15 protein-coding genes and 2 pseudogenes are annotated in these 20611 nt (G+C 67.1%); 13 read left to right on the top strand and 4 right to left on the bottom strand.

What is annotated here, in order from left to right; translation table 11 throughout:
* Positions 1-2: 2 nt before the first annotated feature.
* The 6 genes from prpC to AC0KUR_RS12330 all read left to right on the top strand — a co-directional run bounded on the left by prpC (position 3) and on the right by AC0KUR_RS12330 (position 6933).
* Positions 3-1175 (top strand): bifunctional 2-methylcitrate synthase/citrate synthase, encoded by a 1173-nt coding sequence (gene prpC, locus AC0KUR_RS12355; RefSeq protein WP_034187666.1) that lies wholly within the window; start codon positions 3-5, stop codon positions 1173-1175.
* A gap of 82 nt (positions 1176-1257) precedes the next feature.
* Positions 1258-3852: a Fe/S-dependent 2-methylisocitrate dehydratase AcnD gene (gene acnD / locus AC0KUR_RS12350; RefSeq protein WP_473375961.1), complete on the top strand. Its 2595-nt coding sequence runs from the start codon at positions 1258-1260 to the stop codon at positions 3850-3852.
* Between the two features lie 24 nt (positions 3853-3876).
* A complete protein-coding gene (gene prpF, locus AC0KUR_RS12345) occupies positions 3877-5067 on the top strand; it encodes a 2-methylaconitate cis-trans isomerase PrpF (RefSeq protein ID WP_034187668.1) in 1191 nt (396 codons plus the stop codon).
* A gap of 159 nt (positions 5068-5226) precedes the next feature.
* Positions 5227-6285 carry a CaiB/BaiF CoA transferase family protein gene (locus AC0KUR_RS12340; protein ID WP_367188857.1) on the top strand — a complete coding sequence of 353 codons (1059 nt, stop codon included), beginning with the start codon at positions 5227-5229 and terminating at the stop codon, positions 6283-6285.
* 137 nt (positions 6286-6422) lie between these two features.
* Positions 6423-6662, top strand: coding sequence for a type II toxin-antitoxin system Phd/YefM family antitoxin (locus tag AC0KUR_RS12335; RefSeq protein WP_059559126.1), 240 nt, complete (start codon positions 6423-6425; stop codon positions 6660-6662).
* Positions 6652-6933 (top strand): type II toxin-antitoxin system RelE family toxin, encoded by a 282-nt coding sequence (locus AC0KUR_RS12330; RefSeq protein WP_049034618.1) that lies wholly within the window; start codon positions 6652-6654, stop codon positions 6931-6933. The genes AC0KUR_RS12335 and AC0KUR_RS12330 overlap by 11 nt, the downstream gene beginning before the upstream one ends.
* 120 nt (positions 6934-7053) lie before the next feature.
* Here the strand turns inward: AC0KUR_RS12330 and AC0KUR_RS12325 are convergent, their stop codons facing one another.
* Positions 7054-7497, bottom strand: coding sequence for a PaaI family thioesterase (locus tag AC0KUR_RS12325; protein WP_034187670.1), 444 nt, complete (start codon positions 7495-7497; stop codon positions 7054-7056).
* 271 nt (positions 7498-7768) lie between these two features.
* On the opposite strand from AC0KUR_RS12325, the gene AC0KUR_RS12320 reads away from it, so the two are divergent.
* Positions 7769-9388 (top strand): methyl-accepting chemotaxis protein, encoded by a 1620-nt coding sequence (locus AC0KUR_RS12320; protein ID WP_034187671.1) that lies wholly within the window; start codon positions 7769-7771, stop codon positions 9386-9388.
* Here the strand turns inward: AC0KUR_RS12320 and AC0KUR_RS12315 are convergent.
* On the bottom strand, positions 9361-10470 hold the full coding sequence (locus tag AC0KUR_RS12315) for an AGE family epimerase/isomerase (protein ID WP_124608512.1): 1110 nt from the start codon (positions 10468-10470) through the stop codon (positions 9361-9363). The two genes, AC0KUR_RS12320 and AC0KUR_RS12315, sit on opposite strands and share 28 nt — an antisense overlap.
* A 115-nt stretch (positions 10471-10585) precedes the next feature.
* Here AC0KUR_RS12315 and AC0KUR_RS12310 point away from each other — a divergent pair, with 115 nt between their 5' ends.
* From AC0KUR_RS12310 to AC0KUR_RS12300, 3 genes and pseudogenes are all read left to right on the top strand, one after another.
* On the top strand, positions 10586-11284 hold the full coding sequence (locus AC0KUR_RS12310; protein ID WP_034187673.1) for an MgtC/SapB family protein: 699 nt from the start codon (positions 10586-10588) through the stop codon (positions 11282-11284).
* 494 nt (positions 11285-11778) lie between these two features.
* Positions 11779-11917 (top strand): annotated as a pseudogene (locus AC0KUR_RS12305) (IS5/IS1182 family transposase); the annotation flags it as partial.
* Positions 11918-12260: 343 nt separating this feature from the next.
* The gene (locus tag AC0KUR_RS12300) at positions 12261-13253 is read left to right on the top strand and encodes a fimbrial protein (RefSeq protein ID WP_473375960.1); all 993 of its coding nucleotides are present in this window, start codon (positions 12261-12263) and stop codon (positions 13251-13253) included.
* A 346-nt stretch (positions 13254-13599) separates the two neighbouring features.
* Here the strand turns inward: AC0KUR_RS12300 and AC0KUR_RS12295 are convergent.
* Positions 13600-14488, bottom strand: a pseudogene (locus tag AC0KUR_RS12295) (IS3 family transposase).
* Positions 14489-14763: 275 nt separating this feature from the next.
* Here AC0KUR_RS12295 and AC0KUR_RS12290 point away from each other — a divergent pair.
* The 3 genes from AC0KUR_RS12290 to AC0KUR_RS12280 all read left to right on the top strand — a co-directional run bounded on the left by AC0KUR_RS12290 (position 14764) and on the right by AC0KUR_RS12280 (position 17093).
* Positions 14764-16125 carry a flagellar hook-length control protein FliK gene (locus AC0KUR_RS12290; protein WP_473376047.1) on the top strand — a complete coding sequence of 454 codons (1362 nt, stop codon included), beginning with the start codon at positions 14764-14766 and terminating at the stop codon, positions 16123-16125.
* 173 nt (positions 16126-16298) lie between these two features.
* Positions 16299-16454, top strand: a complete 156-nt coding sequence (locus AC0KUR_RS12285; protein WP_167361908.1) for a hypothetical protein — start codon at positions 16299-16301, stop codon at positions 16452-16454.
* Positions 16455-16613: 159 nt separating this feature from the next.
* Complete coding sequence (locus tag AC0KUR_RS12280; RefSeq protein WP_124670397.1) at positions 16614-17093, top strand: GNAT family N-acetyltransferase; 480 nt, start codon at positions 16614-16616, stop codon at positions 17091-17093.
* 121 nt (positions 17094-17214) lie between these two features.
* Here AC0KUR_RS12280 and AC0KUR_RS12275 read toward each other — a convergent pair whose 3' ends face one another.
* Positions 17215-20274, bottom strand: coding sequence for a heavy metal translocating P-type ATPase (locus AC0KUR_RS12275; RefSeq protein WP_473375959.1), 3060 nt, complete (start codon positions 20272-20274; stop codon positions 17215-17217).
* Positions 20275-20611: the final 337 nt, after the last annotated feature.

The raw sequence follows: 20611 nt of genomic DNA, 5'->3' as shown, positions 1-20611 counted from the left end.
ACATGAGCGAGACGAAAGACGCAGCAGCACCGGCCGCCGCAGGCGCATTCAAGCCGAAGAAATCGGTGGCGCTGTCGGGCGTGACGGCCGGCAACACGGCGCTGTGCACGGTCGGCAAGACCGGCAACGACCTGCACTACCGCGGCTACGACATTCTCGACGTCGCCGAATCGTGCGAATTCGAGGAAATCGCGCACCTGCTCGTGCACGGCACGCTGCCGAACCTGACCGAACTGGCTGCGTACAAGACCAAGCTGCGCGCGCTGCGCGGCCTGCCGAGCGCGCTGAAGGCGGCGCTCGAGCAGATCCCGGCGTCCGCGCACCCGATGGACGTGATGCGCACGGGCGTGTCGGTGCTGGGCACCGTGCTGCCGGAGAAGGACGACCACAACCTGCCGGGCGCGCGCGACATCGCCGACCGCCTGATGGCGTCGCTCGGCTCGATGCTGCTGTACTGGTATCACTTCTCGCACAACGGCAAGCGCATCGAGACGGAAACCGACGACGACTCGATCGGCGGCCATTTCCTGCACCTGCTGCACGGCAAGACGCCGTCGAAGTCGTGGGTCGAGGCGATGCACACGTCGCTGATCCTGTACGCGGAGCACGAATTCAACGCATCGACGTTCACGGGCCGCGTGATCGCGGGCACGGGCTCGGACATCTACTCGGCGATCACCGGTGCGATCGGCGCACTGCGCGGGCCGAAGCACGGCGGCGCGAACGAGGTCGCGTATGACATCCAGAGCCGCTACAGCTCGCCGGACGACGCCGAAGCGGACATCCGCCGCCGCGTCGAGAACAAGGAAGTCGTGATCGGCTTCGGCCACCCGGTCTACACGATCTCCGATCCGCGCAACAAGGTGATCAAGGGCGTCGCGCACAAGCTGTCGAAGGAAGCGGGCGACCTGAAGCTGTACAACATCGCCGAGCGCCTCGAGTCGGTGATGTGGGAGGCGAAGAAGATGTTCCCGAACCTCGACTGGTTCAGCGCGGTGTCGTATCACATGATGGGCGTGCCGACCGCGATGTTCACGCCGCTGTTCGTGATCTCGCGTACGTCGGGCTGGAGCGCGCACATCATCGAGCAACGCATCGACAACAAGATCATCCGCCCGAGCGCGAACTACACGGGCCCGGAAGACCTGCAGTTCGTGCCGATCGAGAAGCGCTGAAACACCTGCCGCGCGCGCCGATGCCCGTGATGCGGGCGGCCGGCGCGCGCGGAACGTCATACCCCGATTCCCGCCCCACATCATGAATACCGCCAACCGCAAACCCCTGCCCGGCACGTCGCTGGACTATTTCGACGCGCGTGCCGCGGTCGATGCGATCGCGCCCGGCGCCTACGACACGCTGCCGTACACGTCGCGCGTCCTTGCCGAAAACCTCGTGCGCCGCTGCGACCCGGCGATTCTCGCCGATTCGCTGAAGCAGATCATCGAGCGCAAGCGCGAACGCGACTTCCCGTGGTTCCCGGCGCGCGTGGTGTGCCACGACATCCTCGGGCAGACGGCGCTCGTCGATCTCGCCGGCCTGCGCGACGCGATCGCCGACGGCGGCGGCGACCCGGCGAAGGTGAACCCGGTCGTGCCCGTGCAGCTGATCGTCGACCACTCGCTCGCCGTCGAATGCGGCGGTTTCGATCCGGACGCGTTCGCGAAGAACCGCGCGATCGAGGATCGCCGCAACGAGGATCGCTTCCACTTCATCGAGTGGACGAAGAAGGCGTTCGAGAACGTCGACGTGATCCCGCCGGGCAACGGCATCATGCACCAGATCAACCTCGAGAAAATGTCGCCGGTGATCCAGGCGCACGACGGCGTCGCGTACCCGGACACCTGCGTCGGCACCGACAGCCACACGCCGCACGTCGACGCGCTCGGCGTGATCGCGATCGGCGTGGGCGGCCTCGAGGCCGAGAACGTGATGCTCGGCCGCGCGTCGTGGATGCGCCTGCCGGACATCGTCGGCGTCGAGCTGACCGGCAAGCGCCAGCCCGGCATCACCGCGACCGACATCGTGCTCGCGCTGACCGAGTTCCTGCGCAAGGAGAAGGTGGTCGGCGCGTACCTGGAATTCCGCGGCGAAGGGGCGGCGAGCCTCACGCTCGGCGACCGCGCGACGATCTCGAACATGGCGCCCGAATACGGCGCGACGGCCGCGATGTTCTTCATCGACGGCCAGACAACCGACTACCTGCGCCTCACCGGCCGCAGCGACGAGCAGGTCAGGCTCGTCGAGACCTACGCGAAGGCGGCCGGCCTGTGGGCCGACACGCTGGCCAACGCGCAGTACGAACGCACGCTGACGTTCGACCTGTCGAGCGTCGTGCGCAACATGGCCGGTCCGTCGAACCCGCACAAGCGGCTGCCGACGTCCGATCTGGCCGCGCGCGGGATCGCCGGCCAGTGGGAAGAGACGCCGGGCGAGATGCCCGACGGCGCGGTGATCATCGCCGCGATCACGAGCTGCACGAACACCAGCAACCCGCGCAACGTGATCGCCGCGGCCTTGCTCGCGCGCAACGCGAACGCGAAGGGCCTCACGCGCAAGCCGTGGGTGAAGAGCTCGCTCGCGCCGGGCTCGAAGGCGGTCGAGCTGTACCTGGAAGAAGCGAACCTGCTGCCCGAACTCGAGAAGCTCGGCTTCGGCATCGTCGCGTTCGCGTGCACGACCTGCAACGGGATGTCGGGCGCGCTCGACCCGAAGATCCAGCAGGAAATCGTCGATCGCGACCTGTACGCGACGGCCGTGCTGTCCGGCAACCGCAACTTCGACGGCCGCATCCACCCGTATGCGAAGCAGGCGTTCCTCGCGTCGCCGCCGCTCGTCGTCGCCTACGCGATCGCCGGCACGATCCGCTTCGACATCGAGAAGGACGTGCTCGGCCACGACCGGGACGGCAAGCCCGTCACGCTGAAGGACATCTGGCCGACCGACGAGGAGATCGATGCGATCGTCGCGTCGAGCGTGAAGCCCGAGCAGTTCCGCAAGGTCTACGAGCCGATGTTCGCGCGCAGCGCCGACGCCGGCGAGCGTGCGGCGCCGCTGTACGACTGGCGCGCGCGGAGCACGTACATCCGCCGCCCGCCGTACTGGGAAGGCGCGCTGGCCGGCGAGCGCACGTTGAAGGGCATGCGTCCGCTCGCGGTGCTCGGCGACAACATCACGACCGACCACCTGTCGCCGTCGAACGCGATCCTGCCGGACAGCGCGGCCGGCGAATACCTCGCGAAGATGGGCCTGCCGGAAGAAGACTTCAACTCGTACGCGACGCACCGGGGAGACCACCTGACCGCGCAGCGCGCGACCTTCGCGAATCCGACGCTGATCAACGAGATGGCGGTCGTCGACGGCGCGGTGAAGAAGGGCTCGCTCGCGCGCGTCGAGCCGGACGGCAAGGTCATGCGGATGTGGGAGGCGATCGAGACATACATGAACCGCAAGCAGCCGCTGATCGTCGTGGCCGGCGCCGACTACGGCCAGGGCTCGTCGCGCGACTGGGCCGCGAAGGGCGTGCGGCTCGCGGGCGTCGAGGCGATCGCCGCCGAAGGCTTCGAGCGGATCCACCGCACGAACCTGATCGGGATGGGCGTGCTGCCGCTCGAGTTCAAGCCGGGCACGAACCGCACGACGCTCGGCATCGACGGCACCGAGACCTTCGACGTGATCGGCGAGCGTACGCCGCGCGCCGACCTGACGCTCGTGATTCACCGCAAGAACGGCGAGCGCGTCGCGGTGCCGATGACGTGCCGGCTCGACACAGCCGAGGAAGTGTCGATCTACGAGGCGGGCGGCGTGCTGCAGCGTTTCGCGCAGGACTTCCTCGAATCGTCGCAGGCGGCCTGACGGGCGCACGGAGAGAACACAGACATGGCTCATATTCCTCAAATAAGGATTCCCGCGACCTATATCCGCGGCGGTACCAGCAAGGGCGTGTTCTTCCGGCTGCAGGACCTGCCGGACGCCGCGCAGGCGCCGGGCGCCGCGCGCGACGCACTGCTCCTGCGCGTGATCGGCAGCCCCGATCCGTACGGCAAGCAGATCGACGGGATGGGCGGCGCGACGTCGTCCACCAGCAAGACGGTGATCGTGTCGAAGAGCACGCGGCCCGGCCACGACGTCGACTACCTGTTCGGCCAGGTCGCGATCGACAAGGCGTTCGTCGACTGGACCGGCAACTGCGGCAACCTGTCGGCGGCCGTCGGCCCGTTCGCGATCAGCGGCGGGCTCGTCGATCCGGCGCGCGTGCCGCGCGACGGCGTCGCGACCGTGCGGATCTGGCAGGCGAACATCGGCAAGACGATCGTCGCGCACGTGCCGGTCACGAACGGCGCGGTGCAGGAGACGGGCGATTTCGAGCTGGACGGCGTCACGTTCCCGGCCGCCGAGGTGCAGCTCGAATTCATGGACCCCGCCGCCGAGGAAGAGGGCGCGGGCGGTTCGATGTTTCCGACCGGCAATCTCGTCGACGATCTCGCGGTGCCGGGCGTCGGCACGCTGAAGGCGACGATGATCAACGCGGGCATCCCGACGATCTTCGTCGAGGCGGAAGCGATCGGCTATACGGGCACCGAGCTGCAGGACGCGATCAACGGCGATGCGAAGGCGCTCGAGAAGTTCGAGACGATCCGCGCGCACGGCGCGCTGCGCATGGGCCTGATCGATACGCTCGACGAAATCGCGACGCGGCAGCACACGCCGAAGATCGCGTTCGTCGCGAAGCCGGCCGACTACGTCGCGTCGAGCGGCAAGCGCGTGAACGCGGGGGATGTCGACCTGCTGGTGCGCGCGATGTCGATGGGCAAGCTGCACCACGCGATGATGGGCACGGCGGCGGTCGCGATCGGCACGGCCGCGGCGATCCCCGGCACGCTCGTCAATCTGGCGGCGGGCGGCGGCGAACGCAACGCGGTGCGCTTCGGCCATCCGTCGGGCACGCTGCGCGTCGGCGCGGAGGCGCGGCTCGAGAACGGCGAGTGGACCGTCACGAAGGCGATTATGAGCCGCAGCGCGCGCGTGCTGATGGAAGGCTGGGTGCGGGTGCCGGGCGACGCGTTCTGACGCGCCTACCGGCACGCGCATGACGCGCCGCGATCCCTGCGAAGCGGAACCCGCTGCGCAGGGATTTTTCGTTTGAGGCGCGCGTGCCGGATGCAAGCCGCCGCACGAAGCACCGCGCCGGCGCAAGTGCCGACGCGCCGACCGGGACAGGAGAATCGCATGCCACTCGATACGCCGCTTTCGGGCATCCACATCGTCGAATTCGAAGGTCTCGGCCCCGGCCCGCTCGCGGGCTGGATGCTCGCCGGGATGGGCGCGCGGATCACGCTGATCGCGCGGCCGTCCGGCCGCACGAGCGCGCCGGACGCGTTGCGGGCCCGCGACGGCGATCTGCTGCGCGAAGGCAAGACGATCGTCGAACTCGACCTGAAGGCGCCGGCCGGCCGCGACGCCGCGCTCGACCTGATCGCGCGGGCCGACGCGCTGATCGAGGGGCTGCGGCCCGGCGTGATGGAGCGGCTCGGCCTCGGGCCCGACGCTTGCGCGCGCCGCAACCCGAAGCTCGTGTACGGACGGATGACCGGCTGGGGCCAGCACGGTCCGCTCGCGGCCGCGGCCGGGCACGACCTGAACTACGTCGCGCTGACGGGGCTGCTGTCGCTGTCCGCGCCGCGCGACGGCCGGCCGGGGCTGCCGCCGACCGTCGTCGGCGATGCCGGCGGCGCGCTCGGGCTCGCGTTCGGGATCGTCTGTGCGCTGCTCGACGTGCGCGGCGGCGGCGCGGGGCGCGTGGTCGACGGCGCGATCGTCGATATCGTGTCGATGCTCGGTTCGCTCGCGCTGTGGGCGCGCGCGAACGGGCAGCTCGACGGCGTGCAGCCGAGCCTCTTTCACGATGCGCCGTTTTACGACGTGTACCGCTGCGCGGACGGAGAGTGCGTGACGATCGGCGCGCTGGAGCCGCCGTTCTATGCGCTGCTGGTCGAACGGCTCGGGCTGGCCGACGTCGATCCGGCATCACAGTACGACCGCGCGCGCTGGCCGGCGCTGAAGGCGCGTTTCGCCGACGTGTTCGCTCGCCAGCCGTCCGCACACTGGCGCGCGCTGCTCGAAGGCACCGACGCGTGTTTCGCGCCGCTGCTGAGCGTGGCCGACGCGGCCGCGCATCCGCATAACGTGGCGCGCGGGATTTATCGTACCGACGAGAGCGGGAACCTGAGGGCGCGTGTGGCGCCGCGCTTTTTGCCGCTGGCGGGGGAGGCGGCGGATCCGGCGTAGCGTGCACGTCGATCTGGCCTGGTGCGTGAAAAACCGCGGTTCGGCACGGCAGCGGTGGATTTAATTGGTGCTCGTTTAGGTGCTGAATTTGGGGCCAAATAAAGCATAATCGTTGCCTGGCTGGAGAAGGAATCGACATGCCTCACACCATGCTGGCCAGCGTGACCGCGAGCGTTTCGGCGCTGAAACGGAACCCGATGGGGACGGTCGCGGCAGGAGAGGGCTTCCCGGTCGCGATTCTGAATCACAACGAGCCTGCGTTCTATTGCATTCCGGCGAAGACGTGGGGCGAACGTCTGCAAGACATTGAAGACAATGCGTTGGCCGATTCGCGCGCCAAGGAGAGGGTCGTCAAGGTCACGCTGAATGACCTTTGAACGTGCCTTTCTCGAATCTGCATTGAGGGAGTGGAAGAAGCTCGATCGCACTGGTCGCGATCAATACAAGGCCAGGCTTGCCGAGCGGATCGAGCATCCTCGCGTTCCCTCGGCCGAACTGCATGGCCACCCGGATCGTGACAGGATCAAGCTGCGCGGCGTCGGCTACCGACTCGTCTACGAAGTACGCGATTCGGAAGTTGTCGTTCTGGTCGTCGCAGTCGGCCGGCGTGAAGGCGATGCAGTCTATCTTGCCGCGATGAAACGTTAGGTCGGGACGCGCTGTACATGTGAGCGGCGTGAGCGGTCTTGCTGCGGCGCCCGGCCATCGGGTTCGAATCCACCCACGTCGTTCGGCGTGCCGACAATCGCTTTCGCCCGTTCAGGTCGGTCAGGCCGTTTCCGCCGGGCCATCCGGCATCTTGCCGTCGCCGACGCGGTTGATCGTGCCTTGCGCGATCGCGACGAGGCGTTCGTGATCGCCGTCGATGACGAACACATGACACTGGCAGGTCGCCTGATGCCGCCCTGCGTAGACGAGCTTCGCGCGTGCGACGAGCGTGCCGTTCACGGCCGGCCGCAGGTAGTTGATCTTGTATTCGGCGGTGATCACGCGCGGGCCGAGCACGAGCGCGCCGGCGAACGTCAGCGCATTGTCCGCGAGATAGCTGATGACGCCGCCGTGCACGAAACCGTGCTGCTGCCGCAGTTCGTCGCGCACGGGCAGACACAGCGACACTTCGTTGTCGCCGATATGCATCAGCTCCGTGCCCAGCAGCATGCTGAACGGTTGCGCGCGCAATGCGCCGCGCGCGTGGTCCGTGATGTCGGTCATCGAACTTCCCTCGAAATGCGTGCCCGCTTGCGCTGAACTCTAGGAAGGGGGCTGCGGATAAGCAAGGAAATTCGTTCACGTTTCGTGCAAATTACGGCGTGACGCGACGCGATTATTGCGTCGAATACCGAAGATCTCCCCTGTTTGCGGGCGATTCCGAGGGAATGCGCGGGCAACGCGAACATTGCCGCCTTCCGCTCCTAAAGTCCGACGAAGAAATGCCGCTAATGCCGGGGCATTGCCTCATCGTCCGCTTTCCAGGAATCTCCCCATGTTCGGAAAAATCAAGCTCGCGTCGGGTCTGCTCGGCGTGTTGACCGTGTTTTGTCTCTTCCTGCTCGCGATCGAAGCGCTCGGCTTCTGGGCGCTCACGTCGACGCGCAGCGGCGTCGACGATCTGTCGAACGTCGCGATCGCGCAGGTCGACGCGGCCAGCCGGGCGACCGAGCAGCTGCTCGACGCGCGCATCAACCTGTCGCGCGCCGGTACGCGGATGGTGCGCGGCGGCCCGAAGCCGGAAGACATCATCCGCCATGCCGGCGCGTCGCTCGCGGAAGCGGACAAGGCGTTCGCCGTGCTGACGGCCGCGCAGCCGGTCGACGACACGAACCGCGCGCGCGTCGCGGCGCTCGCGGAGCGCTATCGCGCGCTGCGCGGCGCGCTGGGCGAACTCGTGCAGTTCCTCGACGCGGACAACATCCAGGCGTTCCTCGACCAGCCGACGCAAGGCATCCAGGACGCCTATATCGCCGAGCTGCACCGCTTCACCGACTATGGCGGCGCATCGAGCCGCGCGGCGCTCGACACGATCGACGGCGGCATGCTGTGGTTCAAGTCGGTCGGCATCGTGCTGCTGGTGGCGATGCTCGCGGCGAGCGCCGCGATCTACGCGGCCGCGCGGCGCGCGGTCGTCGCGCCGCTGGAGGACGCCGGCCGCCATTTCGAACGGATCGCGCAGGGCCGGCTCGACGAAACCGTGCGCGCGGGCGGCGTGTTCGAGATCGACCGGATGCTGCGCGGCCTTGCCGCGATGCAGACGAGCATCGCAAGCACCGTGCGCACGGTGCGCCACGCGTCCGACGCGATCCACCTCGGCGCGGGCGAGATCGCGGGCGGCAACGCCGACCTGTCGGCGCGCACGGGCACGCAGGCTGCGTCGCTCGAGGAAACCGCCGCGAGCATGGAGGAGCTGACCGCGACCGTCCGGCAGAACACCGACAGCGCCCGCGCGGCGAGCGCGCTGGCCGACGCGGCGCTCGAGGCGACGAGCCACGGCGGCGGCGTGGTCGACAGCGTGATCGACCGGATGCGCGGCATCGCGCAAAGCTCCGGGCGGATCGCGGAGATCATTTCGGTGATCGACGGCATCGCATTCCAGACCAACATCCTCGCGCTGAACGCGGCGGTCGAGGCCGCGCGGGCCGGCGAACAGGGGCGCGGCTTCGCGGTGGTCGCGGGCGAGGTGCGCTCGCTCGCGCAGCGCAGCGCGCAATCGGCGAAGGAGATCAAGGCGCTGATCGAGGATTCGGTTGCGCAGATCAACGGCGGCGCGGAACTCGTCGAGCGCGCCGGCGACGCGATGCGGACGGTGTCGGCGTCGATCACGCGCGTCGTGCAGACGATGTCGGAGATCACGGCCGCGTCGGTCGAGCAGAGCGTCGGGATCGAGCAGGTGAACCAGGCCGTCACGCAGATGGATCAGCTTACGCAGCAGAACGCGGCGCTGGTCGAGGAAGTCGCGGCGGCGGCGGCGTCGCTGAACGACCAGACCGCGCACCTGATGCAGGCCGTGTCGGTGTTCGAACTGGGTGACGGACGCGCCGCCCGCGGCGAACGCGCGGCGCCGTCGTTCGCCGGGACGGGTTACGAGCCGGCCGGCAGCGCCGCGTAGGCGGTGGCGAGGTGGTAGGGCGTCGTCGACGGCATGTCGGCGCGCGACACCTGCCCGTCCGCCGTCTTGCACTCGAACCAGCCGCGCGGATGCAGGAACCGCGCGGCGAACCGCTCGATCTGCCGCGCCAGCGGCGCGGAGGCCGGCGTGCCGCCGTGCGTCGCGAGCGCGCGCAGGTATTCGGTCTGCGCCCAGATCCGCTGTGTGCCATCGACGCACGCGCCTTGCGCGTCGAGCGCCGCGCGGACGCCGCCCGTTTGCGGATCGACGCCGTATTGTTCCGCGAACGCGAACGCGCGCGACAGCGCGGCGGGGAGCCCGGTCTGCGCGAGCCGCGCGCCGGCCGCATCGACCAGATAGAACCACTCGAATTGATGGCCGGGCTCGAAGCGGTTGTCGGCCGCGCCCAGCGGCAGCTCGGCCACGCAGCCGGTCGCCGCGTCGACGAACGTGCGCTCGACGGCCTGCGCGGTGCGCAACAACGCATCGTCGAACGCCGCGTCGCCGAATGCATCGGCGGCCGCGAGCCATGCTTCGGTCAGGTGCATCAGCGGATTCTGCAGCGCACCGCTGCCGGATGACGAGAAATCGGCGTGGCGCGCCGCATCGAGCAGTGCGTCGCCGGGGCGCGGGGCGAAGCGATCCTGGATCAGCGCGGCCGTCTCCGCGGCCACCGTGCGCGCGTCGGCGTCGCCCGAAGCCGCATGCCATGCGGCGCACGCAAACACGACGAACGCGTGCGTATAGAGATCCTTGGTCGTATCGAGCGGCGCGCCGCGCGCATCGACGCTGTAGATCCAGCCGCCGTGGCGCGCGTCGCGAAAGCGGCGGCACAGCGCGTCGAACAGCGTGGCCGCGTGCGCGGTGTCGCCGGCCTGCGCGAACACGAACAGTTGCCGAGCGCACGCCATTGCGCGATAACGGGTGACGGGCAGCGGCGCGTGGGTGGCCGGATCGACGGCCTCGAACGGCAGCTGCAATGACGGGTCGAACCCTGAACCTCGCCAGATCGGCAAGACGACGTGCGCGAAATGGTGGCGCAGCTGGGCGGCCTGGGCGGATGCGGAGTCGGAAACGGGCATGGCGGGGTTGAGCGCTTGGATCGAAACGTGTCGGCACGGCCCGGAGGATCGGCGCGGCCGGGGCCAAGGATAAAACATTCCGCGCGGCCGGCACCAAAAAAAGGAGAGAAATCGGATGCTCAGCAACCTGGAACTCGTGATGCGGCTCGTTCTCGCGGCGGCGCTCGGCAGCGTCATCGGCTTCGAGCGCGAGCGCCTGTCGTGGGCGGCGGGCCTGCGTACGCACATGCTGGTGTGCGTCGGCTCGACGCTGATCATGATCGTGTCGGCGTTCGGTTTTGCCGATGTGCTCGGCAGCAGCGACCACATCATGCTCGACCCGTCGCGGATCGCCGCGCAGGTCGTGTCGGGCATCGGCTTCCTCGGCGCGGGCTCGATCCTGCTGCGCGGCGAGATCGTGCGCGGGCTGACGACGGCCGCGAGCCTGTGGTCGGTCGCCGCGATCGGTCTCGCGGTGGGCGGCGGGCTCTACGTCGCGTCGATTTCGGCGACGATCATCATCCTGATCATCCTGGCCGGCATCAAGCCGCTGGAGCGGCGCTACTTCACGGTGCGCCAGCGGCGCCAGCTCGCGCTGACGGTCGTGAGCGGCACGCTGACGTTCGACTCGCTGCATGCGGCGCTCGGCCCGGACAGTGCGCGCGTGAAGCAGTTCATCGTGCAGCGTGCCGACGACACGGGCGAGCACGACGAGGTGCGCATCGCGCTGGCGCGGGTGTCGGAACTCGAGTACCGGGCGATCTGCGACAAGCTGCGCGGGCTGAAGGGGGTGACGCGTTTCGAAGAAGGCAACGGATTGTCGGGCGACGAATAGGCCGAAGCGGTTGCGGGGCTGGCGACGATGGCCGATCACGGATTCCGTTCGACGACCGGTTGCGCGTCCGTAGGCCCCCAACTCCGTTCCATGACCGACGCTTCGTAACGGGCCACGCGGTTCCGATGAACTGCGGCGCGCGGAACAACGCGACGCTCGATCAATGCCGCGTGTCGCTGCCGGGATCGGACTCGCACAACGTCGACACGGTAATGTGGTCGATGGCGAGACACGCGAACGGATGGCCGGCGATGTGCGACCGCCCTTGCCCGGGCGGCCTGGATGCATGGCGGGCGTCGGACCTGCCTGTCTGGCTGGCGAGGCCCGACGCCCGCGCGCGTTCCCGTTTGGCTGAGTCTTCCGGACGACCGGCGCCGATGCTGGTCCCGACCGATGATTGAAGGCTGGCGATACGGTTCTAAGTATTAGTTAAAAATCCGGAAATAGTTTCTGTCCTATTTGTATATAGGAAGAGAACTAAAAATATTCAGCGCATCGAAGTCGCCATTGGCCACATGAAGGCCGACGGCAGGCTCTGTCGCAACCGGCTCAAGGTGCCGAGGCGAAGCAACTCATGCGGTGCCGTGTTGCGCCGGTCACGACTTGCGGATGATCCTGCGCAAGCTGCCGCTCCCTTTACCCCCCCCCCGATTCTCATCGCTTTGCTCGGCTCGAAACCGTCGGGCTATCGACGGGCCGACCTCGCTCACATGCGGAAACGAATTTTTCGGAAACTCAAATATATATAGTACGAATACTATTAAATGGAGATGAGGATTGGTACAAGTATTGTTATTGATTGCGGGTTGCGATGGCTATCATTGCAGGTCGTGACCATGCCGCATCGAATTTTGTTATCCAATATGGCCGAGGGAAATTTCATGGGCTTCCGTGCGGTAGTTGATGTATTTAAGAAATATGGCGAACGTGATAATTCGAGGCAGTGTGGGTTTCGGAAGTGGAGTTGGGGAGAGTGATGATGAAGTATCTTATTTTTATCGTTGCTATCGCTATGGGGAATGTTGCTCAGGCGACATGCACGATTCAGAGAACCGACGGTGTATATGTCGAGTCGCTTATTGTCACGCTGCCGAAGTTCAATCCTCCTCCGTTCGATCCGGATATTCCGGAGGGGGCCGTGATCTTTTCATCCGGTGGAGCATCGACTGGCTTGGGTGGATCCCTGAATTGCACGTCTCAAATCGGTGGGCTCAGATATGTTGGAACGCTGAGCGCCACTCCCGGAAAATATAGCACCTATCCTACTCCGGTCGCCGGGGTGGGCGTGCGAATCAGAGGTGGGATTAAAGATGCGGAGTGGTGGCCGGTATCGGATTATTGGTATGGCACTACGGGGCGTTTTGAGCCGGGAGCCAGCTTTACGATTGAGCTTGTAAAAACAGGTGACATTACGGCGCCAGGTACTTTGATCGGTGAAATTGGAAAAACCGAAGCGTGGCTTCATAATGCGAAAGTTCGTTCGATTGTAACGAACGGTGCGATCAATATTATCCCTCGCGTGCCGACCTGCAATCTGCTCACCTCAAAAATTGCGGTTAATTTGGGAGTAGTCTCGTTGGCTGATTTTAAAGGCCCCGGCACAAGCTCGCCGCCGAAATCCTTCGAAGTGCGCCTCAAGTGCTCCGGCGGCAATCCGGGCACGGCAACGAGAATGTTCATGACGCTGACGGACGCGGCCAATCCCGCGAATCGTTCAAACACGCTTTCTCTTGCGCCAGGCTCCAAGGCCGAAGGCTTCGGCATTCAGATAGTGCGTGGTGCGGACAATACGCTGGTCAGTTACGGTCCGGATTCGTCGGCAGTCGGCAATCCGAACCAATGGGAAGTCGGAAAGTTCGGCAACGTCGGCGTGACGATTCCGTTCAAGGCGCAGTACGTACGAACGTCCGCGCAACTGAAGGGCGGCAATGCGAATGGCTTTGCGACTTTCACGATGAGCTATCAATGATGAAGGCGTAGGTGCGTTGACGAAAGCCAGGGTGGCAACCGAAACACGCTGGCCGGACAACCTCGCCGTGCAGCGTGATGTTGAACAGTGGGCTGGCCGATCGACCGTTACCCGATCTCGACGTCGCGCGCGTTCCTTCAGCCGCCCTAGTTTCGCATGAGCCCTGGAGCACGGTCGATCCGGAACGCTCGCGCTCAAGTCGTTGCGCCGCAGTCGAGACCGAAGCGGTGCACGGGTTCGATGTGCGGCCGGTGGTCGAACTGACCTGCCCCTGCAAACAGGGCCAGCCGGAGTCTAGTAAAGTTCGTTTTCTGAACGGTCCCGGTTTTCAGTGCCAAAGGCAATGTTAGTCTTCGGCGTTCTGTTGGTCCGTCAGTGGGGCCTGCAGGCCCAACTGGCGGACGTATTCGGCAGGCGGCACTTCACCGAGAGCCCTGTGAGGCCGACTCTCGTTGTATTCGACCCGCCATCGCTCAATCTGCTCCCTGGCGTCGGCCAGCGATGTGAACCAGTGCACGTTCAGGCATTCATCGCGTAGCGTGCCGTTGGACGACTCCACGAATGCGTTATCCGTTGGCTTGCCGGGCCGGCTGAAGGCAATCTCGACCTTGTGATGGTAAGCCCACAGGTCCATCACCTGACTCGTAAATTCCGAGCCGTTGTCACAAAACAGCGTGCGGGGCGCTCCGCGTTTGCTCTTCAATTCATCCAGTGCACGCACGACATCTGAAGCGCTCAGTCGCTGGCCAACATCGATGGCTAGTGCTTCGCGCGTAAAGACGTCGATGATGGTCAGCGCGCGGAACCTCTGGCCGTTCGAAAGCTGTTCGGCGGCGAAGTCCAAACCCCACGCCTGATTTGCCGCCGTCGACTTTGCACGTGCCGGGCGGCTCATCCGTGCACGTCGCTTGCGATTTGGTCTGTAGCACAGCGACAGCCCTTCCTCACGATACAAACGGTACAGCCGATTCTTGCTGACCTGATAGCCCTCGGTCAGCATCGCCTTGTCCAACGTCAGCTCCGCGACCACCTTCTTCAGTTGGGCGTTCTCGTCTTGAAGCTGCTTGAGCTGCCGCACCTGGTCCGTCTGCAAACCGGCATATACCTTCTTCCAGCGATAGAAGGTTTGCATCCGAAATGCCCAAGTGACGAATCAGTTCCGCTACCGGCATGCCTGCTTCGGCCTGTTTCAACACCGCCACAATCCGCTCGACACTGAAGCGCTTGCGTTTCATCGTACGGCTCCTTGCATACTGAAAAAGTCCGCCGAAAACTCGCTTACATCAGGGCACTGTTTACTGGGGGCCGCTCACCGTCGAAGACGGGTTTGTCGGTTGGTTTGAGTGCTTTGGCTTGTTTGTCGGTTAGCATCGGTTTTTTGGCCCATCACGTAGCCCATCGAGGATCACTGGATAGGGCTGGAAATTGGACGAATTGATGATGCAAGCTATTGATTTGTTGGTGAATAATTGGATTTCAATGGATGTTCCTGGACGATAATTTGGCAGACATGACCGAATCCGTTTCCACGCCTCGCCCCCGTTCCCGTTCCACCCGTTCGTCGGCCCGTTCCCGCCAGCGCTCGGCCGCTGCCGCAGGCAGCACGTCCGCCCGGGCGACGGCACGATCCGGCAGTGCGCCGGCCGGCGACGTGCCGCGGGACGAACGGACGCTCGACCTGTTCGGCGATCCGGTGCTCGAGCCGGGCGAGCGCATGCCGGTTGCGGCGCGCGATGACGCGATCGGGGAAGCCGATGCGGCCGGTGCCGACGACGGGCGACAGGCCACGCTGGACGGGTTCATCGCGCCGGAGCCCGAGATTGCGGCCGGACACGCGGCAGCCGAAGGCGCGGCGCAGCCGGAAGGCGGGGGCGCGGCCGAGAGTATGTCGACACCTGAAGGCGGTTTGGCTGCGAACGTCGACGGTCCATCCGCCGATGGCGGCGCCATGAAGTCAGCCGATTTGCCTGCCGCCGACGGTGTTGCGACGACGGCCGAGGTCTTTGCGGCCGACGACGCCGAGAAGGCGGCGGCCACGCTGCAAGCGGCCGCTGGCGCTGCGGCGAAGGCAGCCGAATCGCCAGCGGCAGAGGCTGAAGTTGCGAAGCCGGCCGCTGACGCTGTGGCCGTCAAATCCCGCGAGGGGAAATTTTCCGGCGAGGCCGTGAGGGAGCGCCGCCCGTCGTCGGGCGGCAAGCGCCGGGCGGCTGCCGGTGCGAGCGAAACGGCGGCGAAACAATCCGCGCCGGCTGCGACGCGCGTCGACGCGGCGCCGGAAGCGGCTGAAGCGAACCGCTCGCCGGACATCGCCACCGCGCCTGTCGCGTCACCGATGCCGGTAGAGGCTGCCGAGCCGGCAAGCATCACGAATTCGGCGACAGCCAAGGAGGCTGCCGCGCAGCCCGACGTTCCGCAGCCGCCCGTCACGCAGCCGGTGGCCTCCGTTGCGTCCTTCGTCACGAAGCCGTCGTCGGAGCGCGCGCCCCCGGCCGCGCCGGCCTTCGATCCGGATACGCACCTGCGCCCGCTGACCGACCGGCTCGCCGTGCTGCAGTCCGACGTGGACGGCGTGACCCGCGCGGCCGATCGCGAGATGCGTCGCGTCAACCGTCTGCTGCTGGCACTGGCCGTCGTCGTGTTGGCGGGACTCGTCGCGCTGGTGATGCAGACGCGGCAGATCGCGCACCTGAAGCAGGACGCGGCCGCGAAGCAGCAGCGGATCGATCGACTCGCGGCCGACCTGTCGACGCAGCAGGCGACGCTGATGACGCTCGAGGAACACCACGAAGCGCTCCTGTCGCAAGTCGACCGGCTGCAGCGCACGGCGAACCGCGAGGCGGCGGTTGCCAAGCGAACCCGTCGAACGCGTTAATTACTCCGACCCTATCCTGCGGCCCTTACGGGGCAAGGATTACCGTTTCGCGCCGACGATCCGCTCTCGCGCGCGTGCGGCAAACTGATGCGGCCCGCTGGCAGAGTTCAGGGAAAACCCTTAGAATGGAGTCAATCTAAGGGAAAACCCTAGCCATCTGTCAGGAGTCTCAAATGAGCTTCATCTTCGCCCTGCTGCAAAAGATCGACGACCTGTTCGTGTCCCCGCACCTGCCGCTCGACGCCGAATATTCGTATGCCGCGCGTCGCGCCGAAGCCGAGCGCGTGCGTCGTGCGCACCTCGTGCCGATCGTCCTGTATCGTCGCTGATTCGCTGATTCGCTGATTCGCTGATTCGCTGATTCGCTGATTCGCTGATTCGGCGCGGCGTCCGCCGCACCTGTCCGCCCGTTTTCCACCGCCGCATCGCGCGCCGGTGCGACTGTCCCGCTACACTGGAAGTCCGATTCCGTTCACGGCGACCGGGCCATGCTGCAGATGCGGCCGATGACGGCCGGCGAATTCCACGCGTACCGCACGCGCGCCATCGACGGCTACGCGCGCGATCTCGTGTCCTCCGGACAAAATGCTGTCGAAGATGCGGCCGAGCGTGCGCGCGCCTGCTTCGATACGCTGCTGCCGGACGGCCTGCTGACCGCCGGCCAGACCCTCGTCATGCTCGTCGACGGCGCCAGCGGCGACGCGGTGGGCGACCTCTGGTACGCGATCGTCCCCGAAGGGCCGAATCGCACGCTGTTCATCTACGACCTCGACATTGTCCCGTCCCGGCGCCGCCAGGGCTGGGCCACGCGCGCGCTCGATGCGCTCGATGCCGAGGCGCGCCGGTATGGTGTCACCGAGATCGGGTTGTCGGTGTTCAATCACAATACGGCGGCGCGTGCGCTGTATCGTGCGTGCGGCTTCGCGCCGATCACCACGACGTTAATCAAGCCGGTCGTGTCGGACTGAATCCGCCGACCGGCCCGTCCCGCCGATCCGGGGCGCCGCAACCGGCATATGCCGGCTACCCTTCCGGCTGGACGATCGCCGAACGGCCATTCTGCCGTCCGGCCATCGCCCCCCGCACGCATCAGCGTGCGCGGCCTTTCCATCTCCGCAGCAGCAATGCGTTGGTCACGACGCTGACGCTGGAGAACGCCATCGCCGCGCCCGCGATCACCGGGTTCAGCCAGCCGAGCGCCGCGAGCGGCACGCCGACCAGGTTGTAGACGAACGCCCAGAACAGGTTCTGCTGGATCTTCCGGTACGTGCGTTTCGAGATGTCGATCGCGTCGGCGACGAGCGCCGGATCGCCGCGCATCAGCGTGATGCCGGCCGTGTGCATCGCGACGTCCGTGCCGGTCGCCATCGCAATGCCGACATCGGCGGCGGCGAGCGCGGGCGCATCGTTGATCCCGTCGCCGACCATCGCGACGATGCCGTCGTGCGTGCGCTTCAGCTCGGCGACGACGCGTGCCTTGTCGTCGGGCAGCACCTGCGCATGCACTTCGCCGATGCCGAGCGCCGCCGCGACGGCCGCCGCGCTGCCGCGGTTGTCGCCGGTCACGAGCACGCTCGCGACGCCGCGCGCCGACAGCGCCGCGATCGCGTCGCGGGCGCCCGGCTTCACGGTGTCGCCGAATGCGATCAGCGCGAGCAGTGCGCGCGGCGCATCGGCACGCATCAGCCACGAGATCGTGTTGCCTGCGCGTTCGAGTTCGGCCGCGCGCGCGCCGAGCTCGGGCGGCACCGCGATGCCGAGTTCGTCGCGCCAGCGCGTGCTGCCGAGCGCGAGCCGCTGCCCGCCGACGCGCGCTTCCACGCCGCGTCCGGCCACCGCGCGGGCATCGGTCGCGACGGCCGGCGGCGTCGTGTCGCCGCGCGCGGCAACGCCCGCATCGTGTGCGGCGACCACAGCACGCGCGAGCGGGTGGTCGCTCTGGCGCTGCACCGCCGCCGCGAGCGCGAGCGCTTCGTCGCGCGGCACGCCGACGGCGTCGAACGCCGTCACGGACGGCTTGCCTTCGGTCAGCGTGCCGGTCTTGTCGAAGGCGATCACGGTCGTGCGCTGCGCGAGTTCGAGCGCCTGCGCGTCCTTGATCAGCACGCCGTGCCGGGCCGCGACGCCCGTGCCGGCCATGATCGCGGCGGGCGTCGCGAGGCCGAGCGCGCACGGGCAGGCGATCACGAGCACCGCGACCGCGTTGAGGATCGCGGTTTCCGTCCCGGCGCCGGCGATCAGCCAGCCGACCAGCGTCAGCACGGCGATGCCGAGGATCGCCGGCACGAACACTTCGCTGACGCGATCGACGAGCCGCTGGATCGGCGCCTTCTCGGCCTGCGCGGATTCGACGAGGCGGATGATGCGGGCAAGCGTCGTTTCCGCGCCGATCGCGGTGGTTGCGACGACGAGCGCGCCTTCGCCGTTGATCGAGCCGGCCGTGACGGGGTCGCCGTCGTCCTTCGGCACGGGCAGGCTTTCGCCGGTGATCAGCGATTCGTCGATGTGCGAGCGGCCCGACACGATCCGGCCGTCGACGGGCACGCGCTCGCCCGGCCGGATGCTGACCTGCGTGCCGACGCGCACCTGCGCCAGCGGCACGTCGCGTTCGACGCCGTGCTCGACGACGCGCGCACGGTCGGGCCGCAGCGCGTTCAGCGCGCGGATCGCCTCGGTGGTCTGGCGCTTCGCGCGCGATTCGAGCCATTTGCCGAAGCGCACGAGCGTGACGATCACGGCCGATGCCTCGAAATACAGATGGCCGGGATGCGCGGGATCGCGCAGCAGCATCCACAGGCTCAAGCCATAGGCGGCCGACGTGCCGAGCGCGACGAGCAGGTCCATGTTGCCGGTGCGCGCCTTCACCGCGTGCCAGGCCGCGCGGTAGAAGCGCGCGCCGAAGCCGAACTGGACGATCGATGCGAGCACGAGCTGGAGCCAGCCCGGCAACATCAGATCGATGCCGAACGGCGCGACGAGCATCGGCGCGATGAGCGGCGCGCTCAGCACGGCGGACCCGATCACGAGGTTGCGTTCGCGGATGGCTTCGCGGCGCTTGCGTGCATCGGCATCCTGCGCGGGGCGGGCCGGTTGCGCGTCGGCGCCGGTCGGTGCGCCGGCCGACGGCGCGGCGACGAGCGATGCCTGGTAGCCGGCCGTGGTGACCGCCGCGATCAGCGTGGCAGCGTCGAGTGCGCCGGCGCCGTGCACCGATGCGCGCTCGGTCGCGAGATTGACGGACGCGCGTGCGACGCCCGGGACGGCGGCCAGCGCCTTTTCGACGCGGCCGGCGCACGACGCGCAGGTCATGCCGCCGATCTCGAGTTCGAGGTCGGCGGAGGCGGGCGAGGCTGCGGCCGGCGCGGCGACGGCGACCGGCGTCGCGCCATAGCCGGCCTGCTTCACGGCATCCGCCAGTTGCGATGCCGAAACGCCCGCCGCCGCGTCGACGGTGGCACGTTCGGTCGCGAGGTTGACCGACGCGCGCGTGACGCCGGGCACGTTGGCCAGCGCCTTTTCGACGCGCGACACGCACGACGCGCAGGTCATCCCGTCGATATCGAGTTCGATGCTGACAGGCGTGGCGGGGGCGGCGCTCGGAATGGCGATATCGGGCGCCGTCGGCGTCGCGCCATAACCGGCCTGCTTCACGGCATCCGCCAGTTGCGACGCGGAGACGCCCGCCGCTGCGTCGACGGTGGCACGTTCGGTCGCGAGGTTGACCGACGCGCGCGTGACGCCCGGCACGTTGGCCAGTGCCTTTTCGACGCGCGACACGCACGACGCGCAGGTCATCCCATCGATATCGAGTTCGATCGTGGCCGCCGAGGCACGCGCCGTCGCGGCCGCGGACGGCGTGTCGTCATGCAACCCGTGAGCCGCGTGCGTCGTCGCGCCGGCTTCGAGCGCCGCGTCGCGCACCGCCGCACGGTAGCCGGCCTCGCCGATTGCGTCGACGAGCCGGCCGGGCTCGACCGTGTCCTGCGCGGTCACCGTCGCCGTGTGCGTGTCGAGATCGACTACCGCATCGACGACGCCCGGCACGGCGGCCAGCGCGCGCTGCACGCGGCCCGTGCAGCCGCCGCAATGCATGCCGTCGACGCTCAGTTCGATCGTTTGCAGCGCCGCGGAGGCAAGTGGTTCAGTCATGTCGGATTCCCCAGAAACGCGGTTCGTGCCGCGAATGATTCCAGTATCAACATTCCCATGATGGCAAGGTCAAGCGTCTGCGACGGTCTCGTCCGTCATTTGAATGGGGGTTGGATCACTCCGAGCCAGCGCCGCCCGTGCCGATCGCGCTCGAACTACCGCCCGACCCGTTATTCGGCATATTGGGGGATGCCCTTAGGCGCTATGATACCGGCCTGACATCAGCGCCCACCGTTGCGAAACGTTGCAAAACGGCATCCGGGCAGGCTGGGGTGCCTTGCATTCGCCGTTCGCGAGACGAACAAGGCGTTGACTCAAAAGAACGATATTCGGCCAG

This window comes from Burkholderia sp. YHN3-13 (assembly GCF_055810675.1).
Note: the sequence above shows the minus strand (reverse complement) of the source record. Positions and strands in the feature narration are given on the sequence as shown.

Bases quoted from the DNA above. Each gene is read 5' to 3' on its own strand.
- prpC (WP_034187666.1), top strand. From the start codon at position 3: ATGAGCGAGACGAAAGACGCAGCAGCACCGGCCGCCGCAGGCGCATTC.
- AC0KUR_RS12315 (WP_124608512.1), bottom strand. From the start codon at position 10,470: ATGCCCGTTTCCGACTCCGCATCCGCCCAGGCCGCCCAGCTGCGCCAC.
- AC0KUR_RS12275 (WP_473375959.1), bottom strand. From the start codon at position 20,274: ATGACTGAACCACTTGCCTCCGCGGCGCTGCAAACGATCGAACTGAGC.
- AC0KUR_RS12280 (WP_124670397.1), top strand. From the start codon at position 16,614: ATGCTGCAGATGCGGCCGATGACGGCCGGCGAATTCCACGCGTACCGC.
- AC0KUR_RS12320 (WP_034187671.1), top strand. From the start codon at position 7,769: ATGTTCGGAAAAATCAAGCTCGCGTCGGGTCTGCTCGGCGTGTTGACC.
- acnD (WP_473375961.1), top strand. From the start codon at position 1,258: ATGAATACCGCCAACCGCAAACCCCTGCCCGGCACGTCGCTGGACTAT.
- AC0KUR_RS12300 (WP_473375960.1), top strand. From the start codon at position 12,261: ATGATGAAGTATCTTATTTTTATCGTTGCTATCGCTATGGGGAATGTT.
- AC0KUR_RS12325 (WP_034187670.1), bottom strand. From the start codon at position 7,497: ATGACCGACATCACGGACCACGCGCGCGGCGCATTGCGCGCGCAACCG.
- AC0KUR_RS12340 (WP_367188857.1), top strand. From the start codon at position 5,227: ATGCCACTCGATACGCCGCTTTCGGGCATCCACATCGTCGAATTCGAA.
- AC0KUR_RS12285 (WP_167361908.1), top strand. From the start codon at position 16,299: ATGAGCTTCATCTTCGCCCTGCTGCAAAAGATCGACGACCTGTTCGTG.
- prpF (WP_034187668.1), top strand. From the start codon at position 3,877: ATGGCTCATATTCCTCAAATAAGGATTCCCGCGACCTATATCCGCGGC.
- AC0KUR_RS12290 (WP_473376047.1), top strand. From the start codon at position 14,764: ATGACCGAATCCGTTTCCACGCCTCGCCCCCGTTCCCGTTCCACCCGT.
- AC0KUR_RS12335 (WP_059559126.1), top strand. From the start codon at position 6,423: ATGCCTCACACCATGCTGGCCAGCGTGACCGCGAGCGTTTCGGCGCTG.
- AC0KUR_RS12330 (WP_049034618.1), top strand. From the start codon at position 6,652: ATGACCTTTGAACGTGCCTTTCTCGAATCTGCATTGAGGGAGTGGAAG.
- AC0KUR_RS12310 (WP_034187673.1), top strand. From the start codon at position 10,586: ATGCTCAGCAACCTGGAACTCGTGATGCGGCTCGTTCTCGCGGCGGCG.